Genomic DNA, 22,640 nt, shown 5'->3' on the forward strand with positions numbered 1-22,640 from the left:
TATATTAAAATAGATTTAATTTCTTTCTTTAAAATTAATCAAGAATAATAGCAGGTTTTCCTAATATATCTAAGTCTGGCTCAACTCCTAAACCTATACCATCAGGAGCTGAAATTTTTCCTTTTTTTCTAGCAGGTCCATTTTTGTCTAGTCTTGGAGAAACGTAACCAGATAAGTCACAAACATTTAATAATCTTGAAGGTTCGCAACTAGTGCCTAGATGCAATAATGCTGAAGTTGCTATATCACTCCCCCATGTGTCCTCAATACACATTTTAGTTCCAAAATAGTTACATAATTCTCTAGCATCTCTTACTGCACTAATTCCTCCAAATTTAGAAAGTTTTAAAGCAGCTACATCCATAATTCCTTTTTCATGTCCTTCTAAAAGAGTTTTTGTATCATAAACTCCTTCATCTAATTTCATTGGAAGACCTGTTGCTTGTTTTACTGAAGCACACTCAGATAAGGTAACACAAGGTTGTTCTAGCATAATATCTAAATGAGCTACAGCTCGACTTGTTCTTATTGCATCAAGTGGTGTTGCTCCACAATTCCAATCACCATAAACTAAAAAACCATCATCAATAACTTCTCTAATTTTAATTAATCTTTCAGTGTCAATTCTCCAATCATTATCAACACCAAGTTTAACTTGAAACTGAGTTATACCTTCCTTTTGTTTTTCCTTTGCAATTTTAACCATTTCATCTGGAGCAATACAAGTTATGGAATGATATAAAGGCATGTCTTTTTGTTTTTGACCACCAAGTAATTTATATAAAGGTAAATTTGCAACTTTTGCTGTGATATCCCATAACGCAATATCTAAAGGTGATTTTGCATAAGGATGCCCTTGTAAATATTTATTTACCTTTGTCATCAAAGCCTCTGGTCCAACTGGATCAGATCCTATAATTACAGGTGCTATCTCTGTTAATGCGGGTGTTATTCCTTTTGCATATGCTGGCAAATAATGAGGAATTGGACAACATTCACCCCAACCTTTAATGCCACTATCAGTATCTACTGAGATAATTATACTCTCTACTTCATCACAAGTTTTATTACCTGCCATAAAATATGTTTCATGACTTTTCAGATTAATATTCCAAATTGATAATTTAGTTATTTTCATAATTTACTAACTCTCTTTGCAACACCTTCTTCTTGTTTTTTATTAAAATCATTATCATTTAATTTATACAATTCTTCAATTCTCAAATTTTTAGTATTAATTGATGGTAAATTATTTTTTTTCATTCCTTGGTGCCTTGCATATACTGCTTGTTTTTTTGTGGTTTGATGAGGTTGAAAATCTTTTATATCATCAATAGTTATTTGATCCCCTTTCACAAGATATCCATTTTCAACAGCTTCATTAAAAATTTTGATTCCTTTTTTTGTTCGCATTACTGCAGCATTGAAACCTTCATCTTCTCCTTTTGGAGAACCGCCCCTCCAAGTATCAAGTGCTGCTATATCTGCACTTTCACCAATTGCATCTGGACAAATTTTACATCTAAAAGGAACTTTCCAATTACTTTCATCTCCCCAGAATGAATTATAATCTTTGTCAAACTCTTTTTGATCTTTAGTTTTTATATACATTCTACCTGGATTTCCAAAACCTCTATACCTAAACTCCTCAAGCTCATGTTCTTTAACATTAAAACTATCAATAAATTCTTGTGACTTTGTTAATTCTTGAAAACCACCACAAACTAATGTGAAAATATATTTGCAATATTGATCAACTCGTTCATCGAATTTAGCAAGTAATCTTATCGCTCCTGCATCACAAGGTTTTCCAACAAATGTGAAAGTTTGTTTTTTATCCAATGCTTTATGGAATTCACTCAAAGGTGATGATGGACCATATCTTGATCTACTTTCACAATTTAATAAGTCATCTTTGGAATAGCTATATTTAACAACGTTACGCATTGGGTTTTCCTTATCACCAGCTGTATGCATAATAAAATCAACTTTATTTTTTTCTAGCAAATATAATGATAATCCATTTAACAACCCTCCTGTTGAACTTTGAAATCTAATTTTTGGATCACTAGACCATGAATAATATAAACTAAAATAATTTCCCCAGATAATATCTTTATTTGATCCTTCGTTTTCCTCTTGATCCTCTGGTCCTTCTGCAATTACTCCTGGGCAAACTTTTTTAATATTTTCTAATGTTTGATTGCTAATAGATTTTAATTCTTTAGGTTCTAAATTACCTTTGTCACTCATTTCCATCTTTAGTGAATTATTACCTGCAATACTTTTGCAAAGTCCACAGCCAATACAAAGGCCATTGTCTACAATGTCAGCTAAAGAATTTATTTGTATCATTACTCTTTGTAAGATGGATCTTTAGCATCACACCTTCTTAGTAATGCTGGCCACTCATTTAATCCTGGTGAAAATAAATCATACTGTTTTTGAGATAATTTCCACATTTCCTCAGTAGCTCTCTCAAGAGGCAAACCTGAACTTGTTGCTTGAATAGCAACTTCACACATTCTAATTGCATAATACATATTCATAAAAGCTTCACCGGCTGTAGCTCCAACAGTCAATAATCCATGGTTCTTCATGATTAAAACTTTGTTGTCTCCCATGTTTTCTGCAATTCTAACTCTTTCATCTTTGTTTATCGATAAGCCTTCCCATTCATGATATCCGACTTTTCCATAAAGCATTGAACTATCTTGAACTAAATGAGGAATACCGTCTTTAAGAGCTGTAGCAGCTAATGCTGAAGGTGGATGAGCATGAAATACAAATTTTGCATTAGGATGATTTAGATGAATTGCACTATGAATAATAAATCCTGCAGTGTTTGCTTTTTCTGGTCCCTCTAAAACTTTTCCATGTTCATCAACTTTAATTAAGTTTGACGCTTTAACTTCTTCATACAACAAACCCATCTCATGCATAAAGAATGTATGATCTGTTCCTGGTGCTCTGGCAGTTATATGGTTCCAAACAGTATCATCCCAACCCATCATATTAGTCAATCTAAACATGGCTGCAAGATCTACTCTTACTTTCCAGTCTGCTTCACTGATGTTATTTTTCATCTTCCCTCCTTTGAAAAAGTTAATTTATTATTTTGTTCTAAAAGTTTAATTACTTTTAAGTGATTAGAATTAGGTCCAAATTTTTTAATAGCTTTTTTATAAATTTTTGATGTTAAATTCATTATTGGTAGATCTAATTTTTGTAATTTAATTATTTCATTAGCAAGATTTAAGTCTTTCATTGATAAACCTAAAAAGAATGAAGGATCATAGTCACCATTAATCATATTTGGTCCATATCTTGTGGATGTATAACCGCCACTTGCGCTCTTATCTATAATCTCCAACATAGTTTTTGGTTTAATACCTGATTTTACTCCAAGCATTAGAGACTCCGAAAGGGAAAGATAATTCAAATAGCAAAGGCTTACTTGAGCAATTTTAGCAGCATAACCTGCTCCAGCTGTATTTAGATAATAAAGATTTTTGCCTAAAATATTGAAAATAAATTTAAGCTTATTTACTGTTTTTTTTTGGCCTCCCACGAATATGGATAGATCTCCTGATTGAGCTTTTAAATTTCCACCTGATATTGTGGCATCAACAAATTGATTGATTTTTCTCTTAAGTTTTTTTTTCAAAAAATTGAAACAACTAAGAGAATTAGTTGAACAATCTATCCAAACTTTATTTTTGTCTAATTGATCAATAATTTTATTTTTTCCTACTGATAATAATTTTATTTGTTTGGGTCCAGGTACACAGCTTATTATGATGTCAGAAAAATTAATCAACTCTTTCAAAGAGTTAGTTGCTTTTGCTTTTTTTGATTTAAATTTTTGAATTGTTTTTTGACTAACATCATATCCTAATAAATCAATTTTTTTTGATTTATGAAGATTTAAAGCCATCGGCATTCCCATATTACCTAAACCAATAAAGCCTACTTTAATCATTAATCTACCAAATCATCATCACGTTTTTTATTTCTTTCATAATGAATAGGCATTGCTCTGCCATAAACAATCTTTGAATGTGCGGGGGTGTTAACTCTCCAGCTATCCAAAACATAAGTTGGTAAAGCAATGTAACGAGTTGTGTTACCTTTAATTTTCGTTACGCGATGCATTGAAAATCTTCCTTTAAAAATTTGAAGATCACCTTCTCCTAACTTTAATACTCTCACTTTTTCTCTATCACCATTTAAAACTCTTTTGACCTCTTCAAATTTATTGTCACTTGGAGCTCTTAGGTTTGGAACATATTCAAAATCTCCTCCTTCATCTGCTTTTTTTACTAAAATACTTAAAGTAAATTCATTACTATCAAAATGCCAAGGTAGTGTGTGCCCTGGATCCATACAGTTATAAGGATTTCTACCTAATGGATCTGCCCATTGAAAAATAGGTTTAACTCCTAGACAATCTGAAACAAAATCTTTTAATTCGTCAGTTTCGTAAATATATCTTAAATCGCTATCATCACTCAAAACATCGGAATTCAAATAACCATTTTTTCTCTCATTAAATGTATTTATTGGATGATCTTTTTCATATTGATCATCTTTGACACTAAAATATGGATTATGACTTTCATCTGACCAATAGATATGTTTTCGTCTTGCTATAACCTCCTTAAACATTTTATCAAGAGATTCTTGTTTGATAAAATTTGGAATTTTACAACAACCAACTTCATCAAGCTCATTTTTATAATGAGAAATCATTTCCTTACGTTCTTTTGAATGAACGTCGTGAATTGGATATCTTTTTAAATCTACTATTTCTTCTAATTTATTCATTTTCCTCCTTTTAAAATAATTTATTTAGATTGCCTAAGAAGGAAATTTTAAAGTTTGGTAGGAGTAGAAAAATTTAAATGATTTTTACAATCTGTCTTTTCAAGTAATAATGAGAATAATTTTGAGGATAGTTTAGAACCTAATCCAACTCTTGCAAGTCTATGATGGTGAGTTGACAAATTAAAATTCATAAGATTACGTTATTATATTTTAATTCTTTGGTAAATATAAATTATACAGATTGATCTAAAGTTTTCCTTCTTCTCTCATTTTAGCTCTAATCTTGGTAGCTGAGATTTTTTGAATTTCTTCAGATAAGACAATTTCTTCAATCTTATAACCAACACCCCTTCCATAACAAATATTTGTAATATTTGGTACTAACATGATTTTAAATCTACCCTCAAACTCAGGGTTAAGTCTTTCCTCTATATTTTTTTTAACTGTTTCAAAATCAAAAGGATTATCATCAACTCCTTGTACATCTCTAATTTGAATACAAACTTGTCCAGTTTTTTTAATTATTTCTTTAAATAAAGTGTAATGGCCATCATGAAAAGGTTGCCATCTTCCTAACATTTGTGCGGTTGGTTTTTTATTATCCCATTCGTAAGCCATTATTTTATCTCCTTTAATATTTTTGGTGCCCAGTTTTTAGCATCTTGTGTTGTTACATGAAAGTCAAACTTGTCAGGTTTAATAAACATTTTATTTGTATCGTCAAATCTACCTTCTTTTATTGTATCTACCCAAATAACAAAATCAGCTGGAAATAATTTTCTTGCTTCAGGTGTTGGACAAATAAAATCTGCAACTACATTATTTCCATTTTCTTTCATCTTTAGAGCAAAGTCAGCCATTCTTTTTGATTGTCTTTTTCTTCCTTCCTCTGAAAAATCCCAATCATTAGCTTCTTTTCTAACTTCATCAGCATTAAGTCTCTTTGCATTTAGCAATGGTGCTAATTCATTAGCTAAAGTTGTTTTTCCTGATCCTGGAAGACCCATGATTAAAATTATTTTCATAGTAAATTAATTGCAACCCACTTATGAAATTGATGTGTTGGTTGATCCATAACTGGAGAAAAATTTCCTCCATTATATACTGGTGAATTTCTACCCTCTTGCATTCCTTCTATAGCTTTTATGTCTTCTATCATCACATCTTTCCAAAATCTGGAATTTTCTTTTCTTAATTCTTTAAGTTCCTCACCGTTAGCACTTTCATTTCCAACATAATACATTTGCATATGTTCACGAGTTTTATTCATTGCTAAAGGCTCTAACCAATAAACATAAAAATGATCTATGTGTAAACCTATCATAACATTAGGGAATAAAGCTATATATTCAGAATTCTTAAGTTTTGTTTTGTCCCAATTAGGAAAAGTTTCAAATTTTTTATTTCCTTTTACAGGTTGTTCATATTTTTTACTTCCTTGACCTGCAAATCTATTTGGCAAACCTTGAATATGATAATGATCATTGATATTTGAAACTTTATTCAGTTCAGGATGAATTGTTGGTAAGTGATAACTCTCACAATAATTTTCTATTGCAAACTTCCAATTACAGTTTACGTCTAAATTAAAATAACCATAATCATTAGAATGAACGATTAATTTTTGATCATCTTTATTGATAAAACTAGACCATCTATCTTCGAGAGGTTTAATATAATCATCAAATTCTATTTCATTAGAATTGATATTTACAAAAATTATATCCATCCAAACTTTAGATTTTACCTCTTTTAAATTACTTTTATTTTTATCGAATTTTTCTGATTGGTGATTATTAAGACCGCCAATATGCGGAGTTGCAACTAAGTTTCCTTTAAAATCATAAGACCAAGAATGATAAGGGCACCTAATCACATTTTTTAAAGTACATGGTTTATCAACAAGCTTAAATCCTCTATGGCTACATACATTATGAAATACTTTTATTCCCATATCTTTATCTCTTACCAAAATTAAAGGAATCCCGAGCAGATTATATGGTCTAGCATCTCCTGGATTTGGAATTGAGCTTGCGACACCTATTACAATCCATTTATTACAAAAAATTTTTTCTCTTTCGTAATCTAAATAATCAGCATTTGTGTAACATTCATTAGGGAGGCCATTTGCATTCTCAATTGGCATGTCTACATTTTTAAGCTTATCTATTTCCAAAATTCTTGAGAGGGTTGAATTTGTGAATTTCTGAGACATAGAAAAAATTACCATGGGTTAAATTTTTAGCAATAAATTTCCTAAGAGTAAGAAATGAATTTCTTTGACAGAGATTTTCAAAAAAGATACGAGTCGGGGAAGAATGAATTTTTCTTTAGAAATTGGTCCTCATACGGATCTTAGCACTCTTCCTGCTGTGACGGATGTTTACGTAACACTATTGCCTGGAGGAGACTATAAAGAGACAGCAAAAAAATCAGGAGATTTAGTTAAAGAGGGTTTTAACCCTGTTCCACATGTTCCAGCTCGTTCAATAAGCAACGATGAAGAGCTAAAAGATTATATGAATATGTGTAAAGATTTAGGAGTTAAACAAGCTTTAGTTATTGGTGGAAGTAGAGAACCAATTGGAAAATTTGATAGTTCATTTCAAATTCTTGAAACAGGATATTTAGAAGGAATTAAAATTGGAATAGCAGGACACCCTGAAGGAAGCCCTGATATTTCTGACCAAGATTTAGAAAAAGCAATGATAGATAAAAAGCCTTATGCTGATTATATTGTAACCCAATGGTTATTAGATACTCAGCCTATTATTGATTTCATTTCTAAACAAAGCGTACCAGTGCATGTTGGAATTACTGGGCCCATGAAAATTTCAAGCTTAATAAAGTTTGCAAATATCGTTGGTGCGAAAAATTCCATTAACTTTCTTAAATCTAATTTTAGTAAGGCGTTAGATTTATTAAAACCTAAAGACCCTAATGATTTAATTGGGAAGGTTAAATCGCATACTGATAACTTCCACATTTATACATTCGGCGGCTTGAAGGAAACAAACAAGTGGTTGAAGGAGAACAAATATGTCTAAAGAGTTCGATTACGACAAAGTAAGGCATGTAACGTCAGTAGATCAGTCTGACAGAAAGGTACCATATAACTTAAGACAAAGTGGTCCTACTAAAGTAGAAATGTTAATATCAACGAGAGTAAGAAAATCTCCATATTGGCATTTATCAATGAAAGCAGGTTGTTGGAGAGCAACTGTTTACAATCGTATCTATCACCCAAGAGGGTATGTAAAACCAGAAGATGGTGGTGCAATGGTTGAGTATGATGCAATTGTAAATCACGTAACAATGTGGAACGTAGCTGTAGAAAGACAAATTCAAGTTAAGGGTCCAGATGCAGAAAAATTTGTTGATTACGTAATTACTAGAGATGCAACTAAGATCTCACCTATGAGAGCTAGATATGTAATTCTATGTAATGCTTATGGGGGAGTTCTTAATGACCCAATCCTTTTAAGAATTTCTGAAGATGAGTTTTGGTTCAGTTTATCTGATAGTGATATTGGAATGTATCTTCAAGGAGTGAATGCAGATGGAAGATTTAATGTCGATATAAATGAAATCGATGTCAGTCCAGTTCAAATTCAAGGTCCAAAATCAAAAGCATTAATGAAAGATCTTTGTGGAGATCAAGTTGATTTTGATGACATGCCATTCTACGGTTTAGCTTCTGCTAAAGTTGGAGGAAGAGATGTTATTATTTCTCAATCTGGTTTTTCTGGAGAAGCAGGATATGAAATTTACCTAAGAGACTCTACTTTATATGCTGAGGATATGTGGAATGCTGTTCTTGATAAAGGTAAAGCGCATAACTTAATGGTTATTGCACCAGCTCACCATAGAAGAATTCAAGCAGGAATTCTTTCATGGGGTCAAGATTTAGATCAACAGCACAATCCTTTTCAATGTAACTTAGGTTACCAAGTTTCATTATCTGGAAAAGGTGAATGGAAAAAGAAAGGTGATTATGTTGGAAAGGCTGCTCTCGAAAAAATGGGAGCTGATCTTAAAGCAGGTAAAAAACCATACAAACTTCAGTTAGTTGGTCTTGAGCTAGGTGGAAAACCTATTGAAGAATACGCTCCTGATTTTTGGTTAATATCAAATGCAGATGGTGGTGATCCAGTTGGTTTTGTTACCTCTCCTTGGTATCACCCTGAGAAAAAACAAAATATCGCAATGGGATATGTACCTTTTGATGGAACATTAAATGCTAATGGCTTTCCAAAAGGTAAATTAGGCACAAAGTATAAAATACATTTACCTGATCAATATGCAGATAAACCAGGTCAACCTGTAGATGCTGTGGTCGTTGATATTCCATTTAAAGAATCTTACAACGCAAATACAAGAGAAGTTGTAAAAGGTTAATTTTTATTTTTAGGGGGCAAATACATTGCCCCCTTTAAATTATGTCAAAAACTTTCTTAATCGCTGTTTGCATTATTATTGCGATTGCTTTAATAATATTTCCACTAATTATTTCATATAAAGAACAAAAAGATAAAAAAAAATAAAATATGTTTGGTGAATTTTTAAATATTGTTTTTAAATCAATTAAACTAGATCGATCACTCTACAAAGATAATAAAAACTTTGGAGAAGCTGCAATTTATTTTGCTGGTCTTATCATGATTTTAGATGGTGTGGCTGGTGCAGTTGCAGCTAACACAGTTGTTAAAACTGCCATTGGTGTTTCAGGTTTAACTGCAATTATTACATGGTTTGTATGGGCAATATTGATTTATGTTATTGGTGTTAAGTTATTTCCAGACAAAGATACTAAAATACCATTTAAAAAAGTACTTACTGCTGTTGGTTTTGCGCATGCACCAGGCTTAATTAGGTTTTTTGCTGTAACACCAGAATTAATGATACCAATTATTTTTCTTACGCAATTTTGGATTTTTGCTGGTTTGATTATTTCAACTAAACAAATTCTCAATCTTAAATCCAATATGAAATCATTTGGTATAGTGTTCTTATCTTTTCTAATAATTGTATTTTTATCTATCTCATTTGTAATGAGCAGAATGGATGCAATGCCAATAAGTCAGGTAAGTTAAAGAGGGAATATAGTTTTAGAAACTCTACAAGATTTACAAATTTTATATCCAGTTAATATTAGGTTTTGAGTAACACTTTGATGTTCTTGTTTACATTCATCGCATATATTATTTAATTCTTCCTCATTAATATCTTCTAAAATAAGCTCATCATTATTTTCAATCATTATCTGTTAATCCCGCTCCTGCTCCACCTTGTTTTAAACTTTCAGATTCTTCAACAAATGTATCTTCACTCAATTTATAAAGATTTTTCCATTCATCTTCAGAAAATGAATCAGTATTTTCTAAAAAACTAATTTCAACATCTTTACCTTTTAAAATTAAATCTGAAAAATTATTATCTGAATAAATATTAACATTAAAATTAAGTATTATCTGTGCTTGATTAAATTTTAGCTTAATTCTTTTTCCAATAATTTCTGAACTTCTGCTTAAGAATGGAATAAATAATATTGGATAAGCAATATTGTTAATTGAGACAATCTTATCTTTTAAATTATCTATCTGATCTAAGAAGCTGATACCAGTTGAAATTGGGCAAAAATGATTTTTATTAGATTTATTTGTTTCTGAAATTAAATTTAAATTCTCAAATCTATTATTTTTTTTTTCTGACAAAAATAAGTTTAAATTTTTTATTCCTGGTAAACCAAACAATTCTAATAATCTTATATTTTTTCCTATTTCTTCTGCTTCTCCCCAACTAAAACCAACTGCTCTACTAGCTCTTTTCGATACTGTTTCAATTTCACTGAGAGATCTCATTTTAAATCTGGGTTTTATAAACCCATTGCTCATCATAATTTTTTAAATCATTTGGAAGAGGTGCTCCTTGAAACATACAAATTCTTAACCATTTGTCTGATCTAGGATCAAACTTTAATGCTCCAAAATATGATAACTTAAGCCTTAACATGTCTATCGGCATAATTGATTTACCTATGGTGTTATCTTGAATTTCAGAATAAGGAAATTTTTCAATTATAAAAACACGTCTTACAACATGTCTCAAATCAGCATTTTCAATTAAAAACTCTGCAACAGAAATTGTTTTTTTTAATTTTTCTACTTTTTGATGTAATTTTTTTATATCTCTTGCAATAGCTAGTGGTTGCTCTAATTCAGATCCTTGTTCATCAAATCTATCTGCAAGTCTAGGTTCTTCTTTATTTTTGGATATAAACCAGAAATTTTGATTGTTTTCTTTATTTTCAAAATCAATTTTTAAAATTTCTGAATATCTATCTTTTAAAATTTTATTTAAATCATCTGTTGATCTATTTGTTGGAATATTAAAATATTTTTCTTCATCAGAACTCATTTTTTGAATTAAAGGTTCTAAAATTTCATCATATGGTTCAAGCATGATTGAAACTATATATTCAATTGCCTCTTCGCACATATTTTGATCGATCCAGTTGTAAATTTCATTAAATAAATAATCTTTATTCGTATCAAGTTCATTATCTATAAATTTTAAAAATTTATTTATATCAATTAAAAGAGATTTAATTTTCTTAATTTGATATTCACTATCAGAGTTCCAGCTAGTTATATTGGTCAAAGAATTTTTCAAACAAGTACAAAATAATTGAAAATCTTGATCTTTAACATTTTTGATTTCTCTAATTTTTTTTAGGGCTGTTTCTCTCATCAATATCCAATTGTTCAACAACGTTGGGTGATTTACTATAAAAGGTGCCATACCTAAACCAGTTGAGTTGCCTATGCCTAAATTTTTAGAAATTTTATTATCTAAAGAGATTGCTTTTTTAGGATTTCGACATTTTGCAATATGATTTACTTGGTCAAAAGTAAATTGTCTTACTAAGTAAACTAACATCATTTCTAATCTAAATGGACCATTGATTTCCTCTCTATTCTTTATTCTAAACCTATCTGCCAATCCAAATTTTCCAGAACCATATACAGCTGTAGTTCTGTATAAATATCCAACCTTAGACAACAATTCCAAATCAGGTTGTTCTCCGTTACTTAATTTTTCAACAACATGATTAAAAACTCTTACAGATTTATTTGCTCTAGATAAGGTTAGTTCTTTGTAAGACATTCTTCCAACTTCTTGCTTTGGAACTTCATTTCTTAATCTTTCAATATCTTTTTTTTCAGGAATTCCATCGTGAAGAGTGAAGGCAGCATCCCATTTTGTGGCAATCACTCTATCTGATCTTTCATTGTCATCAATTTGATTTGCAAAACATACTAGAGAATAAACTCTCTCATCTTTTCTAAATGAATATACAGCAGTTCCAAATCCTTCTTTATTAAGATCAAATAAATCTCTTCTATACTCCCAATCTTTAAACTCCTTTAAAAAACTTCTTAAAAAAGAAAGTTTTGATTGATGAAATGATCCAAGTCTTGATAATTTCATAACTTTGTCTGGACTTCGTAACTCAATATTCATATTCAAATATTTTTATAAAAATTGTACCAATTGTTTCCTAAAATTCCATTCACATCTTCCTCAGAAAATCCAATCTTTCTTAAACCACTTTCAATATTATCAAATCCTCTTGCATCTTTGAACCAACTAGGTTGATCTGGAAAACCAGGTTTGCTTTTTGAGCCTTCACCATAATTTTTAGTTTTAGTCCATGTTCCATTACGCATCCATTCAACAACTTCATCAGGTTGATTAAGGCAAAGATCAGAACCAATACCAATATTTTTTACATCCATAATTTCTGCAGTTTTTGCAACCATTTCGCAAAAATTTTCTAATGTGCATTTACTATTATTATGTAAATGATGAGGGTACAAAGAAAGACCTAACATACCGTTGCTATCATTTAATGCCTTTAAAAGATCATTTGATTTATTTCTTTTTGCTGGATGCCAAAAAGATGGGTTGGCATGTGTAATCGCTATTGGTTTTTCACTTATCTCAATTGCATCTAAACTGCTTTTTTCTGCCGAGTGTGACATATCAATTACAATTCCCACTCTATTCATTTCTCTGATTACTTCTCTACCAAAATTTGTTACGCCACTATCATTTCTTTCATAACAGCCTGTTGCTAGAAGAGATTGGTTGTTATATGTAAGTTGCATAAATCTACACCCAAGTTGATGCACTTTCTCAACTAACGAAATATCATCTTCAATTGGTGAACAATTTTGAAATCCAAAAAATACTGCGGTCTTATTTAGTTTTTTTGCTTTCTCTATATCTGTCGAATTATTAGCTAAAAAAATCAAATCAGAATTATTTTCAGCTAATTTTTGCCATTTCTTAATTTCTAATAATAATTCATCATAGTCCTCGTGATAAACTATTGTTACATGTACAGCATCTAATTTTGCCTCTCTATTGATCTGAAAAATTTCTCTAGACCAATTACAATACTGAAGATTATCAATTCTATAATTATTGCTCATGATGATCTAAATAGTCTATCAATCTCATGTTCAATTTCTATAAATTTATTGAAATTTTACTAAGAGTTTGAAATAAAGATTCTAAAGGTTTCAATGAAGAAAAATAAAAAAGTATCAATAGTTATGGGTAGTCAATCTGACTACAAAACTATGAAATTAGCTGAAAATATATTAAAAAAAATTGGCGTTTCTTTTGAAACTAAAATTATATCAGCACATAGAACTCCTGATAGGATGTATCAATTTGCTAAAAATGCTGAAAAAAATGGCACAGGCGTAATAATTGCTGGCGCTGGTGGATCAGCACATTTGCCAGGGATGATTGCAGCGATCACATCTTTACCTGTATTAGGTGTTCCTATTGAGAGTAAAAAATTAAAAGGACTCGATAGTCTGCTTTCTATTGCTCAAATGCCGAAAGGTATTCCAGTAGGTACATTAGCAATTGGTGAAGATGGAGCAATTAATGCAGCCTTATTATCAGCATCAATTTTGGCGAATGATAATAGTAAAATTAAAAATAAGTTGAAGTCTTGGAGAAATTCACAAACAAATAAAGTTAAGAAGAGACCCAAATAAAGTAAATGTTAAATATTTCTTTAGGGATAATTGGTGGTGGACAACTAGGTAGCATGTTAACTGTTGCTGCAAAAAAGTTTGATATAAAAGTTGTTGTATATTGTGATGATAAAGATGGGCCAGCACAAAATTTCTGTGATGAATATATTCATGCAGCTTATAATGATCAAAACAAAATAAATGAATTTGTTCAAAAAGTAGATCTAATTACATACGAGTTTGAAAATATCCCTTATCAAACTTTGAATGAAATGAATAATTCAAAACCTGTTTTACCTAAACCTTCTGTAAATAGAATTATACAACACCGTATCGCAGAAAAAGATTTTGTTAATAAATTCAATATAAGAACAACAAGATATGCGGTGGTTGAAAAAAAATCTGACTTAGAAGCTTTAGGAGATTTATTACCAGGAATTCTTAAAACCACAACTTTGGGATATGACGGTAAAGGTCAATACCCAATTAAATCTCATGAAGATATAGAAAAATTAAACATAGATTTTTCTAAAGAATACATTTTAGAAAGACTAATTAAGTTAAAACAAGAGATTTCTGTTATTGTTACTAGGTTTGGTGTTAATAGTTATGAGGTGTATGAACCAATAGAAAATAAACATGAAGATCAAATTTTAAAATATTCAGAGATACCAGCGAATATTAGTGAAAATATTTTAAATCAATCTAAAGAGTGGGCCATATTGCTTGCTGAGGAATTAAAATATGTTGGGACTATGTGTGTAGAATTTTTTGTTGATAGAAACGACAATCTTTATGTTAATGAAATTGCACCTAGAGTTCATAACTCTGGTCATTTAACAATAAACGCATTCAATGTAAGCCAATTTGAAAATCATATAAGAGCAGTTTGTAAATTAGACAAAATACCTTTAAAAAAATTATCAAATGCAAAAATGATTAATCTAATTGGTGAAGATATCCTACATTATAGACAGAACCCTACACTTGAAAAAAATCAATTCTTTTTTGACTACTTAAAAAAAGAAGTTAAAAAGAAAAGAAAAATGGGTCACCTAACAACACTAATATAATGATTAAATCAATTGAAGGAAATTTTGAAAATCCTGAAGTTAATGAATTGCTTATAAAACATTTCATAGAATTGAGAGCTGCATCTCCAGAAGGAAGTGCACATGTTTTGGATATTCCAGGTTTAAAAGATCCAACAATAAAATTTTGGAGTTTATGGGAAAAAGATAATCTAATGGGATGTGGAGCACTAAAATTTTTAGATAAAGAGCATGGTGAATTTAAATCAATAAGAGTTCACGATAAATTTAGAGGCCAGAATAATGGAATAAAAGTCATTAATCATCTTATTGAAGAAGCAAAAAAACTCAAAATTAAAAGATTAAGTATAGAAACTGGTGCTGGAAAATTTTTCTTACCAGCAAGGAAATTATTTGATAAGTGTGGTTTTAAAGTTTGTGAGCCTTTTGCACATTACAAAGAAGATATTAACTCAATGCACTACACAAAACTTATTAATGAATAGGATTAATTAATTTATGATTGGTATTCTTGGTGGAATGGGAACTCAAGCAGGACTTGATTTTTGCAATAAACTTGCAACTCAATATAGAGGTAAAATAGATCAAGATTATCCTCTTTTCTTTTTATATAACAAATCAAATATTCCTGGAAGACCTGAGTCTATAGGCAAAACTACTGGAGCACTCTCTAATAGATTTGAAAATATTTCATCAAAAAGAAAGTATGAAAAAGTTTTAAAAAGTTTAATTGATGGATGTAAAAAATTAGAAAAAGCAAAGTGTAGATTTATTGTTATACCATGTAACACCGCACACTATTGGTACGATGATTTACAAAAAAAGATAAGAATACCAATTATAAATATGCCAAAAGAGGTTTTTAATCATACCAAAAAAACATGTAAAAAAAATTCAAAGATTGGTCTTCTTGCAACTGAGGGTACTTTAAAAACAAAAGTATATGATAAAATTTTTAGTAAAGATTATGAATTATGTTTTCCAACAAATAAACTTCAAAAACAAAGTGTAAACAAAGCTATTAAAGAAGTTAAAATGGGTAATGTGAAAAAAGCAGCTAAAGTTATTCAATCATCAATAAAATATTTAATTAAGAATAAATGTAAAAAAATTATTTTAGGTTGTACTGAACTTCCAATTGCTATTTTTGCATTTAAATCAATCAAAACAGCAAAAACTTCAAAAATTTTTTTAGATCCAAATTTAATTTTAGCTACATCTGCTGTTAAAAAATATAAGAAATAGAAAGTGAAAATTTCAAAAGAGAAACCATATATTCTTTATGTTGCTGAACTAATTTATTTAAAAGTAGTTCAGATAAAAAAAGAAAACCCTGGAATAACTAATATCGATGCTGTTGATAGATTTATTGGGTCTGAGTTTTACAAAGAAATTAGCAGTGGAAAATTTCATGATGATTGGTTTGAAGAATTAAAAAAAAATAATTTTGTAGATAAAAAAACAAAAAAGAAAATTCCTGAAGAAACTATCAGACTTTTAAATATCCAAAAAGATATGATGGTTAAACAATTAATCAAATTTTCTGGATTATACTATGCAAAAAGTCATTATCCTTTAGAGATATCTCAAAGAGCTTTTGATCATTTATGGAGAACTTGTGAAAGTTATGAATTATGGTGTAAAGAAACTAAACAAGAAAATCTAATCAAATTAGATATGATTGACTGATAGTGATTAAAGTATTTCCATTTATATTTATCATTCTTTGGTCTTCTGCTTTTATAACAACAAAACCTCTTACTGATAATAGTGATCCATTTTCAGCTCTGGCATTTAGATTTTTTTTGGTTTCATTAGGATTTGCCATTTATTCAATTTATACAAATCAGAAACTTTTAGTTAGCAAAAAAAATATTTGTGAGTCATTGTTGAGTGGTGTTTTATTTCATGGACTTTATTTAGGTGGCGTTTTTTACTCAGTATCAAAAGGAATGCCAACAGGTATAGCTGCTTTAATAGTTACTCTTCAACCAATTCTAACAAATGCTTTAAGTGGGCCTATTTTAAATGAAAAAGTAACTTTCAAACAATGGCTTGGAGTAATACTTGGTTTTACTGGATCAGCAATGGTTTTAGGACTAGATATTGGTGTTGAGATTCCAGTTTTGGGTTTAGCTGCAACCATTATAGCTTTATTAGCTATTACAACTTCAACGCTTTGGCAAAAAAAAATAAGCAACAATTTATCATTAAGGGTTAGTAATTTTTATCAAGCAGTCGGTGGTTTTTTGTTTCACATTGTAATTATTGTCTTCTTTGCAAATCCTTACATAAATTTTAATAAAACCTTTTTAATAGCAATGGCACATCAAGTTTTTCTTGTATCTTTTGGAGCTTTTACAATTTTGATGTTTCTAATAAAAAAAAATTCAGCTAGCAAAACAGTTTCTATATTTTTCTTAATTCCACCGACCTCAGCTTTGATGGCATGGTTTTTTTTAGGAGAGAAATTAAGTAATTTAGATATAGTTGGATTTCTGATTGCTACTTTTGGTGTATATATTGCAACAAGAAAATAGATTAAACTGACTTATACCCAAATTCTAAACAAGCATCAGTTATAGAATGGTGTAATGACTCACCAAAGCTTCTCAATCCTGATATTCTAACTTTCTTTGGATTATCTGAGATAAAATCTAATGTTACTGTAATTCCATTGTAAACAGAATTCGCACAATCACCTTCTTTTAGAGAATTTATATCTAATGGGCATCCTTTTTTTAATACTTCATCTACTAAATTTCCCTCTATTTCTATAATAGTTCTCGAGTGTGAAATATCAGTGATTGCTAAATGCTTATCATCAAATTGATCCTTTTCTTTTTGAATTAGATCTAAACTAGAGGAAAAAACTAACCAATTATCAGGTCCTAACCATAGTATTCTTGTCTTTGAATTTGAAGATGATTTTAAAGATGATGGTAATTCAAGATTATCGATTTTAATTTTTGATGTATCAAAATCAGAATTTCGATATTTTGCAACTTGGAATATTAGTAGTTTGTTTATTTCTGAAACTTTTAATAAGTCATTTTCATTTTTCCCTTCAAAATCTCCAAATTTGCCTGTCTTGTGCACAAAATTAAGTGGTGAAACATTTGTCATGATCTAACTCTCTTTCCCTCGTGATCGACATAATGAGAAGATATAACTTCAACTTCAATTGCAGTATTTTTTAATGGAGATACAGCAAATAACTTTTTACCAATCATATTCTTTCCATCTTTAACAATTGCTAATGAAAAAGGATTATTATTTTCAACACTCCAACAAGAAGAAGACACATGACCTAATTTAGGGTTAGGTAATTTTGCGTTTTTATCTATAACTAAATGAGATCCTTCTGGAATGCTAGATTTTTTATCTAATGGGACAAGTCCTACAATTTTTTGTCTATCATTCGTATTAAAAGCTTCTTTTTGCAATGATCTTTTGCCAATAAAATCTTTTTTCTTAGATACTAATCCTTCTAAAGAGACATCATATGGAATTGTTCTTCCGTCTAATTCAGGTCCAGCGACATGTCCCATTTCTATTCTCAGTGTTGATAGCGCCTCTGTTCCATAAGGTTGAATATTGAATTCTTTTCCGACCTCCATCATTTTTTTCCACATAAAAAGACCATGATCAGAAGCAACATTTATTTCATAAGCTAATTCACCCGAGAAAGAAATTCTAAAAATCTTTGCATTAACTCCGAATAAATCTCCTTCTGTGTAACCCATAAAAGGTAAAGCTTCATTACTTACATCTAGATCTGGAAATAATTTTGATAATACATCTCTTGATTTTGGTCCAGCTAATGCTGCCCCAGCCCATTGTTCAGTTGTTGAAATTACATTTACATTCAATTCTGGCCAAACAACTTGTAAGTAATATTCTAAGTGAGATAAGACATTAGCTGCTTGAGCAGTTGTCGTTGTCATATGATAATGGTTTTCTGAAATTCTTGTTGTTGTTCCATCATCCATTACAATTCCGTCTTCTCTTAACATTACCCCATATCTAGCTTTACCAATTGGTAATTTTAACCATGCATTAGTGTAAACTCTGTTTAAAAATTCTGCAGCATCTGGTCCTTTAATATCTATTTTTCCAAGTGTTGTTACATCGCAAATACCAACATGATCTCTAACATTTTTCGCTTCTCTTTTAGATGCCTCAAATAAAGTTTCGTTTCCTTGCTTATAATACCTAGGTCTTTTCCAAGCTCCTGCATCAACAAACACAGCGTTGTTTTCTTCGTGCCATGAGTGCATTGGAGTTTTTCTTGTTGGCATGTATTCCATATCAACTTCTCTTCCAACAATTGTACCAATAGTAATAGGAGTAAATGGTGGTCTAAAAGTTGTATGTCCAACTTGTGGAACAATTTTTTTCTCAACATTTGCAACTAATTGAAGACCATTTAAATTACTTGTTCTACCTTGGTCTGTTGCCATTCCTAATGTTGTATATCTTTTAACATGTTCAATTGATCTGTAACCTTCTCTTAAAGCCACTTCAATGTCAGACACTGCAACATCGTTTTGAAAATCTACAAATCTTTTATAATTTTTTCCTTCTGGTAAAGGTGAACACCAAAATTTATCATGAACATTTTTTTTAGGTTCATTTGAGTTTGGAGTAGGAATTGATACATCATTATTTGTTAAATTTTTTGAGACTTCAAATCCAGTTTTAAATCCTTCATCTAAAGTTTTTTGTAAAGTAAAAGTACCTTTTGATGCACCTATAGATATCTCGTTTTGTTTTGATTTATCTGGGACAAAAGCATCTATCTGATCATTAAATTTAAGTTTATTTCCTGATTGTGAAGCTAAATGCACTGTTGGTGTCCAAAAACCAGAAACACAAATACAATCACATTCAATTATTTCGGACGATTCAAATCCAGTTTTATCTTTATTGAGTTTACCAATTTGAGCTGATTTTACTTTCTTATATCCATTAGCAGCTATTACTGCGTGAGAAAATTTAATTTTTATGTTTTGATTTTTTGCTGCATCTATTAATTCAGATGATTGCTCTTCTCTTGTATCTAAAATAATTGGTTCAACACCTTGTTTTTTAAATTCCAAAGCAGTTTCATAAGCACTATCGTTGTTAGTAAATATTAAAGGCTTCTTTCCAACTAAAACACCATAAACTTTTATGTATTCCTTAGCTGCTGCAGATAAAAATACTCCCGGTGTATCATTGTTTCCAAAAACTATAGGTCTTTCAATCGAACCTGTTGATAACAAAACTTCTTTTGCTCTTATATACCATAGTCTTTGTCTTGGGGTGTATTTGGGTTTTTCTTTTAAATGATCGCCTGTTCTTTCAAACATCACCATCATATTGTGATCATAGTATCCAAAAACTTGAGATCTATTTTTCACAATCACATTTGGCATTTCTTTTAACTCTGTAATGATTTTATCAGTCCATGCCTTTCCAGATAAATTATCAATTGTAACATCGTCTGTTAAAAGTGTTCCACCAAATCTTGGTTTGTCTTCTGCTAAGATTACTTTTGCGCCATTTTTTGCTGCAGCATATGCACTTGATAATCCGGCTGGACCTGATCCTGTAACTAACAAATCACAATATTCATATTTATGTTCATATCTTTCTTTGTCTTTTTCTACTGATGCAACACCTAGACCTGCTGCTTTTCTTATAAAAGGTTCATATATTTTGTACCAAAAGCTTTTCGGCCACATAAATGTTTTGTAATAAAAACCAGCTGGAAAAAATTTATTTAAAAAGTTATTTATTGCTCCTACATCAAATTCGACTGATGGCCAGCAGTTTTGACTTGTAGCTTCTATACCATCTACTAGTTCAATTTCTGTTGCATTCACATTTGGTTCTGAATGACCATTCAATTGAATTTGTAATTTTGCATTAGGTTCATCAACACCTGCACCAAAAAAACCTCTTGGTCTATGATATTTAAAACTTCTTCCAACTAAATGAACACCATTAGCTAATAAGGCTGAAGCTAAAGTATCTCCTTCGTAACCAATATATTTTTTTCCATTAAAAGAAAAAGTTATTTCTTTATTTCTATTTATTAAACCCTCATTAGTTAAACGGTGTGATTGACTCATTTTATTTCTTCATTCATTTTTGCAGTTTGAAAAATTTCGTGAGTAACTGTGTCTCTATGAACTTTAAACCATTGTCTACAACCTGCTATATGATGCCATAACTCAATATGTTTACCTCTTGGACTTTTTCTCAAATAAACAAACTCATTCCATTTCTCATCTGATACTTCTTGATTTAACTCAGGTCTTTTTACAGTTCCATCTCCGCCATAAGCAAATTCTTTATGGCCTCTCATTCCGCAATATGGGCATTTAATATTTAACATTTATGAAATCCAAGTTTTTGTTCCAAGACCTTTTTCGTCTAACAAATAACCTTTATCAAATCTACTTAGACTTAATTCAGAATTTAATTCATGTATTCTATCTTGAGCGATTGTGTGTGCAAACGTCCAACCAGATGCTGGAACAGATTTAAAACCACCATAGCACCAACCACAATTTAAATACAAACCATCTATATGAGTTTTATCAATAATTGGTGAACCATCCATAGACATATCCATGATACCACCCCATGTTCTAAGCATTTTAAGTCTACTTAAAAAAGGAAATAGAGCTATACCTCCAGTTAAAACATGTTGGATTGTTGGTAAATTTCCTTTTTGAGCATAACTATTGTAACCATCTAAATCACCACCCATTACCATTTCACCTTTGTCTGATTGACTTATATAAAAGTGGCCTGCACCAAAAGTTACTACTCCGTCTAAAATAGGTTTGACTGGCTCTGATACGCATGCTTGTAATAAATGTGTTTCAATCGGTAACGTCATATTAAGTTGTTCAGCTAAAACATTTGAACTTCCTGCAACACATAGACCAATTTTTTTTGTTTTAATATTTCCTCTACTAGTTCTAACACCCTTGATTTTACCATTGGCTACATCAAACCCTGTTACTTCACAATTTTGAATTATATCAACTCCCATTGAGTCAGCTTGTCTTGCATATCCCCAAGCTACCGCATCATGTCTTGCAGTTCCTGCACTTGGTTGCGCAAGACCTCCAAAAATTGGATATCTAACATCGTCTGAAAAATCAGCCATAGGTATAATTTTTTTTATTTGCTCTCTATTTAGTAATTCAGCATCAATTCCGTTCAATTTCATTGAATTACCTCTTCTTGCGTAAGCATTCATTTGTGCATCAGAGTGAGCTAAATTAACTATTCCTCTTGGAGAAAACATTACGTTGAAATTTAATTCCTGACTCATATTTCTCCATAAATCCATTCCAAATTCATTAAATCTCGCATTAGCATCGTACATAAAATTTGATCTGATAATGGTAGTGTTTCGGCCAATATTTCCTCCACCGATCCAACCCTTTTCAATTATCGCTACTTTTGTAATTTTATGTTCTTTAGCTAGATAATATGCTGTAGCTAAACCATGACCTCCACCACCAATTATTACTACATCGTATTCTTCTTTTGGTTCAGGATCTTTCCAAGCTAAATCCCAATTTTGATGATTAGAGAAAGCATTTTTGACGAGACTAAAAATTGAATATTTTTGCATAAAATGATTTTAGCGAAAAATATCTAAACTTTTCTTATTATTTTTTATATATATTTTTTAGAA

26 protein-coding genes are annotated in these 22,640 nt (G+C 30.5%); 9 read left to right on the forward strand and 17 right to left on the reverse strand.

The genetic code is table 11. The features are described from left to right. Positions 1–34: 34 nt before the first annotated feature. Genes ACTT9D_RS00135 through ACTT9D_RS00175 form a run of 9 tightly spaced genes read right to left on the reverse strand, consistent with a single transcriptional unit; the run spans position 35 to position 7,042 of the window. Complete coding sequence (locus ACTT9D_RS00135; protein WP_440929896.1) at positions 35–1,138, reverse strand: mandelate racemase/muconate lactonizing enzyme family protein; 1,104 nt, start codon at positions 1,136–1,138, stop codon at positions 35–37. Then, complete coding sequence (locus ACTT9D_RS00140; protein WP_440929897.1) at positions 1,135–2,355, reverse strand: Coenzyme F420 hydrogenase/dehydrogenase, beta subunit C-terminal domain; 1,221 nt, start codon at positions 2,353–2,355, stop codon at positions 1,135–1,137. The genes ACTT9D_RS00135 and ACTT9D_RS00140 overlap by 4 nt, the downstream gene beginning before the upstream one ends. Continuing rightward, a complete protein-coding gene (locus ACTT9D_RS00145) occupies positions 2,355–3,086 on the reverse strand; it encodes a class II aldolase/adducin family protein (protein ID WP_014953485.1) in 732 nt (243 codons plus the stop codon). The genes ACTT9D_RS00140 and ACTT9D_RS00145 overlap by 1 nt, the downstream gene beginning before the upstream one ends. After that, positions 3,083–3,982 (reverse strand): NAD(P)-dependent oxidoreductase, encoded by a 900-nt coding sequence (locus ACTT9D_RS00150; RefSeq protein WP_014953486.1) that lies wholly within the window; start codon positions 3,980–3,982, stop codon positions 3,083–3,085. Before ACTT9D_RS00150 ends, ACTT9D_RS00145 begins: the two co-directional genes overlap by 4 nt. Then, on the reverse strand, positions 3,982–4,827 hold the full coding sequence (locus ACTT9D_RS00155) for a HalD/BesD family halogenase (protein ID WP_014953487.1): 846 nt from the start codon (positions 4,825–4,827) through the stop codon (positions 3,982–3,984). Before ACTT9D_RS00155 ends, ACTT9D_RS00150 begins: the two co-directional genes overlap by 1 nt. 47 nt (positions 4,828–4,874) lie before the next feature. Beyond that, the gene (locus ACTT9D_RS00160; protein ID WP_014953488.1) at positions 4,875–5,018 is read right to left on the reverse strand and encodes a hypothetical protein; all 144 of its coding nucleotides are present in this window, start codon (positions 5,016–5,018) and stop codon (positions 4,875–4,877) included. Positions 5,019–5,073: 55 nt separating this feature from the next. Next, positions 5,074–5,445 carry a cytidyltransferase gene (locus ACTT9D_RS00165; RefSeq protein ID WP_440929898.1) on the reverse strand — a complete coding sequence of 124 codons (372 nt, stop codon included), beginning with the start codon at positions 5,443–5,445 and terminating at the stop codon, positions 5,074–5,076. Continuing rightward, on the reverse strand, positions 5,445–5,852 hold the full coding sequence (locus ACTT9D_RS00170) for an AAA family ATPase (protein WP_440929899.1): 408 nt from the start codon (positions 5,850–5,852) through the stop codon (positions 5,445–5,447). The genes ACTT9D_RS00165 and ACTT9D_RS00170 overlap by 1 nt, the downstream gene beginning before the upstream one ends. Continuing rightward, positions 5,849–7,042, reverse strand: coding sequence for an aromatic ring-hydroxylating oxygenase subunit alpha (locus ACTT9D_RS00175; RefSeq protein ID WP_440929900.1), 1,194 nt, complete (start codon positions 7,040–7,042; stop codon positions 5,849–5,851). The genes ACTT9D_RS00170 and ACTT9D_RS00175 overlap by 4 nt, the downstream gene beginning before the upstream one ends. A gap of 103 nt (positions 7,043–7,145) precedes the next feature. Here ACTT9D_RS00175 and ACTT9D_RS00180 point away from each other — a divergent pair, with 103 nt between their 5' ends. The 3 genes from ACTT9D_RS00180 (at position 7,146) to ACTT9D_RS00190 (ending at position 9,920) form a co-directional block, all read left to right on the forward strand. Beyond that, the gene (locus ACTT9D_RS00180) at positions 7,146–7,874 is read left to right on the forward strand and encodes a methylenetetrahydrofolate reductase (protein ID WP_440929901.1); all 729 of its coding nucleotides are present in this window, start codon (positions 7,146–7,148) and stop codon (positions 7,872–7,874) included. Next, entirely contained in the window at positions 7,867–9,225 is a 1,359-nt protein-coding gene (locus ACTT9D_RS00185) for an aminomethyl transferase family protein (protein WP_440929902.1), read from the forward strand. The genes ACTT9D_RS00180 and ACTT9D_RS00185 overlap by 8 nt, the downstream gene beginning before the upstream one ends. A 149-nt stretch (positions 9,226–9,374) precedes the next feature. After that, entirely contained in the window at positions 9,375–9,920 is a 546-nt protein-coding gene (locus ACTT9D_RS00190) for a hypothetical protein (RefSeq protein WP_014953494.1), read from the forward strand. On the opposite strand, the gene ACTT9D_RS00195 is transcribed toward ACTT9D_RS00190, so the two are convergent. From ACTT9D_RS00195 to ACTT9D_RS00210, 4 genes are read right to left on the reverse strand one after another with little or no spacing between them, the layout of a single operon-like run. Then, the gene (locus ACTT9D_RS00195; protein ID WP_440929903.1) at positions 9,917–10,087 is read right to left on the reverse strand and encodes a hypothetical protein; all 171 of its coding nucleotides are present in this window, start codon (positions 10,085–10,087) and stop codon (positions 9,917–9,919) included. The genes ACTT9D_RS00190 and ACTT9D_RS00195 overlap by 4 nt on opposite strands. Further along, complete coding sequence (locus ACTT9D_RS00200) at positions 10,080–10,688, reverse strand: DUF3726 domain-containing protein (RefSeq protein WP_440929904.1); 609 nt, start codon at positions 10,686–10,688, stop codon at positions 10,080–10,082. Before ACTT9D_RS00200 ends, ACTT9D_RS00195 begins: the two co-directional genes overlap by 8 nt. Before the next feature lies 1 nt (position 10,689). Further along, positions 10,690–12,351 (reverse strand): hypothetical protein, encoded by a 1,662-nt coding sequence (locus tag ACTT9D_RS00205; protein ID WP_440929905.1) that lies wholly within the window; start codon positions 12,349–12,351, stop codon positions 10,690–10,692. Between the two features lie 2 nt (positions 12,352–12,353). Beyond that, positions 12,354–13,325, reverse strand: a complete 972-nt coding sequence (locus ACTT9D_RS00210; protein WP_440929906.1) for a membrane dipeptidase — start codon at positions 13,323–13,325, stop codon at positions 12,354–12,356. 93 nt (positions 13,326–13,418) lie between these two features. On the opposite strand from ACTT9D_RS00210, the gene purE reads away from it, so the two are divergent. The 6 genes from purE to ACTT9D_RS00240 are packed head-to-tail and all read left to right on the forward strand — an operon-like array spanning position 13,419 to position 17,475. Continuing rightward, on the forward strand, positions 13,419–13,904 hold the full coding sequence (gene purE, locus ACTT9D_RS00215; RefSeq protein ID WP_440929907.1) for a 5-(carboxyamino)imidazole ribonucleotide mutase: 486 nt from the start codon (positions 13,419–13,421) through the stop codon (positions 13,902–13,904). Positions 13,905–13,909: 5 nt separating this feature from the next. Further along, the gene (locus tag ACTT9D_RS00220) at positions 13,910–14,956 is read left to right on the forward strand and encodes a 5-(carboxyamino)imidazole ribonucleotide synthase (RefSeq protein WP_440929908.1); all 1,047 of its coding nucleotides are present in this window, start codon (positions 13,910–13,912) and stop codon (positions 14,954–14,956) included. Continuing rightward, positions 14,956–15,420 (forward strand): GNAT family N-acetyltransferase, encoded by a 465-nt coding sequence (locus ACTT9D_RS00225; RefSeq protein ID WP_440929909.1) that lies wholly within the window; start codon positions 14,956–14,958, stop codon positions 15,418–15,420. Before ACTT9D_RS00220 ends, ACTT9D_RS00225 begins: the two co-directional genes overlap by 1 nt. 13 nt (positions 15,421–15,433) lie before the next feature. Continuing rightward, the gene (locus ACTT9D_RS00230; protein WP_440929910.1) at positions 15,434–16,180 is read left to right on the forward strand and encodes an aspartate/glutamate racemase family protein; all 747 of its coding nucleotides are present in this window, start codon (positions 15,434–15,436) and stop codon (positions 16,178–16,180) included. Between the two features lie 3 nt (positions 16,181–16,183). Next, positions 16,184–16,624 carry a hypothetical protein gene (locus tag ACTT9D_RS00235; RefSeq protein ID WP_440929911.1) on the forward strand — a complete coding sequence of 147 codons (441 nt, stop codon included), beginning with the start codon at positions 16,184–16,186 and terminating at the stop codon, positions 16,622–16,624. 2 nt (positions 16,625–16,626) lie between these two features. Continuing rightward, positions 16,627–17,475 carry a DMT family transporter gene (locus tag ACTT9D_RS00240; RefSeq protein ID WP_440929912.1) on the forward strand — a complete coding sequence of 283 codons (849 nt, stop codon included), beginning with the start codon at positions 16,627–16,629 and terminating at the stop codon, positions 17,473–17,475. A 1-nt stretch (position 17,476) separates the two neighbouring features. Here the strand turns inward: ACTT9D_RS00240 and ACTT9D_RS00245 are convergent, their stop codons facing one another. Genes ACTT9D_RS00245 through ACTT9D_RS00260 form a run of 4 tightly spaced genes read right to left on the reverse strand, consistent with a single transcriptional unit; the run spans position 17,477 to position 22,577 of the window. Further along, on the reverse strand, positions 17,477–18,061 hold the full coding sequence (locus tag ACTT9D_RS00245; RefSeq protein WP_440929913.1) for a sarcosine oxidase subunit gamma: 585 nt from the start codon (positions 18,059–18,061) through the stop codon (positions 17,477–17,479). Further along, positions 18,058–21,054 carry a sarcosine oxidase subunit alpha family protein gene (locus ACTT9D_RS00250; RefSeq protein WP_440929914.1) on the reverse strand — a complete coding sequence of 999 codons (2,997 nt, stop codon included), beginning with the start codon at positions 21,052–21,054 and terminating at the stop codon, positions 18,058–18,060. The genes ACTT9D_RS00245 and ACTT9D_RS00250 overlap by 4 nt, the downstream gene beginning before the upstream one ends. Next, positions 21,051–21,320, reverse strand: coding sequence for a sarcosine oxidase subunit delta (locus ACTT9D_RS00255; RefSeq protein ID WP_440929915.1), 270 nt, complete (start codon positions 21,318–21,320; stop codon positions 21,051–21,053). The genes ACTT9D_RS00250 and ACTT9D_RS00255 overlap by 4 nt, the downstream gene beginning before the upstream one ends. Then, positions 21,321–22,577, reverse strand: coding sequence for a sarcosine oxidase subunit beta family protein (locus ACTT9D_RS00260; RefSeq protein ID WP_440929916.1), 1,257 nt, complete (start codon positions 22,575–22,577; stop codon positions 21,321–21,323). Between the last annotated feature and the right edge of the window lie 63 nt (positions 22,578–22,640).

Source organism: Candidatus Pelagibacter sp. (genome assembly GCF_052049815.1).
Classification (GTDB): domain Bacteria; phylum Pseudomonadota; class Alphaproteobacteria; order Pelagibacterales; family Pelagibacteraceae; genus Pelagibacter.

What these genes read in the sequence shown, in the direction of transcription:
- ACTT9D_RS00205 (WP_440929905.1), bottom strand. Translation starts at nt 12,351, where the DNA reads ATGAATATTGAGTTACGAAGTCCAGACAAAGTTATGAAATTATCAAGA.
- ACTT9D_RS00180 (WP_440929901.1), top strand. Translation starts at nt 7,146, where the DNA reads ATGAATTTTTCTTTAGAAATTGGTCCTCATACGGATCTTAGCACTCTT.
- ACTT9D_RS00170 (WP_440929899.1), bottom strand. Translation starts at nt 5,852, where the DNA reads ATGAAAATAATTTTAATCATGGGTCTTCCAGGATCAGGAAAAACAACT.
- purE (WP_440929907.1), top strand. Translation starts at nt 13,419, where the DNA reads ATGAAGAAAAATAAAAAAGTATCAATAGTTATGGGTAGTCAATCTGAC.
- ACTT9D_RS00140 (WP_440929897.1), bottom strand. Translation starts at nt 2,355, where the DNA reads ATGATACAAATAAATTCTTTAGCTGACATTGTAGACAATGGCCTTTGT.
- ACTT9D_RS00155 (WP_014953487.1), bottom strand. Translation starts at nt 4,827, where the DNA reads ATGAATAAATTAGAAGAAATAGTAGATTTAAAAAGATATCCAATTCAC.
- ACTT9D_RS00225 (WP_440929909.1), top strand. Translation starts at nt 14,956, where the DNA reads ATGATTAAATCAATTGAAGGAAATTTTGAAAATCCTGAAGTTAATGAA.
- ACTT9D_RS00230 (WP_440929910.1), top strand. Translation starts at nt 15,434, where the DNA reads ATGATTGGTATTCTTGGTGGAATGGGAACTCAAGCAGGACTTGATTTT.
- ACTT9D_RS00250 (WP_440929914.1), bottom strand. Translation starts at nt 21,054, where the DNA reads ATGAGTCAATCACACCGTTTAACTAATGAGGGTTTAATAAATAGAAAT.
- ACTT9D_RS00185 (WP_440929902.1), top strand. Translation starts at nt 7,867, where the DNA reads ATGTCTAAAGAGTTCGATTACGACAAAGTAAGGCATGTAACGTCAGTA.
- ACTT9D_RS00195 (WP_440929903.1), bottom strand. Translation starts at nt 10,087, where the DNA reads ATGATTGAAAATAATGATGAGCTTATTTTAGAAGATATTAATGAGGAA.
- ACTT9D_RS00200 (WP_440929904.1), bottom strand. Translation starts at nt 10,688, where the DNA reads ATGAGATCTCTCAGTGAAATTGAAACAGTATCGAAAAGAGCTAGTAGA.
- ACTT9D_RS00175 (WP_440929900.1), bottom strand. Translation starts at nt 7,042, where the DNA reads ATGTCTCAGAAATTCACAAATTCAACCCTCTCAAGAATTTTGGAAATA.
- ACTT9D_RS00160 (WP_014953488.1), bottom strand. Translation starts at nt 5,018, where the DNA reads ATGAATTTTAATTTGTCAACTCACCATCATAGACTTGCAAGAGTTGGA.
- ACTT9D_RS00165 (WP_440929898.1), bottom strand. Translation starts at nt 5,445, where the DNA reads ATGGCTTACGAATGGGATAATAAAAAACCAACCGCACAAATGTTAGGA.
- ACTT9D_RS00255 (WP_440929915.1), bottom strand. Translation starts at nt 21,320, where the DNA reads ATGTTAAATATTAAATGCCCATATTGCGGAATGAGAGGCCATAAAGAA.
- ACTT9D_RS00190 (WP_014953494.1), top strand. Translation starts at nt 9,375, where the DNA reads ATGTTTGGTGAATTTTTAAATATTGTTTTTAAATCAATTAAACTAGAT.
- ACTT9D_RS00135 (WP_440929896.1), bottom strand. Translation starts at nt 1,138, where the DNA reads ATGAAAATAACTAAATTATCAATTTGGAATATTAATCTGAAAAGTCAT.
- ACTT9D_RS00260 (WP_440929916.1), bottom strand. Translation starts at nt 22,577, where the DNA reads ATGCAAAAATATTCAATTTTTAGTCTCGTCAAAAATGCTTTCTCTAAT.
- ACTT9D_RS00210 (WP_440929906.1), bottom strand. Translation starts at nt 13,325, where the DNA reads ATGAGCAATAATTATAGAATTGATAATCTTCAGTATTGTAATTGGTCT.
- ACTT9D_RS00220 (WP_440929908.1), top strand. Translation starts at nt 13,910, where the DNA reads ATGTTAAATATTTCTTTAGGGATAATTGGTGGTGGACAACTAGGTAGC.
- ACTT9D_RS00150 (WP_014953486.1), bottom strand. Translation starts at nt 3,982, where the DNA reads ATGATTAAAGTAGGCTTTATTGGTTTAGGTAATATGGGAATGCCGATG.
- ACTT9D_RS00145 (WP_014953485.1), bottom strand. Translation starts at nt 3,086, where the DNA reads ATGAAAAATAACATCAGTGAAGCAGACTGGAAAGTAAGAGTAGATCTT.
- ACTT9D_RS00245 (WP_440929913.1), bottom strand. Translation starts at nt 18,061, where the DNA reads ATGACAAATGTTTCACCACTTAATTTTGTGCACAAGACAGGCAAATTT.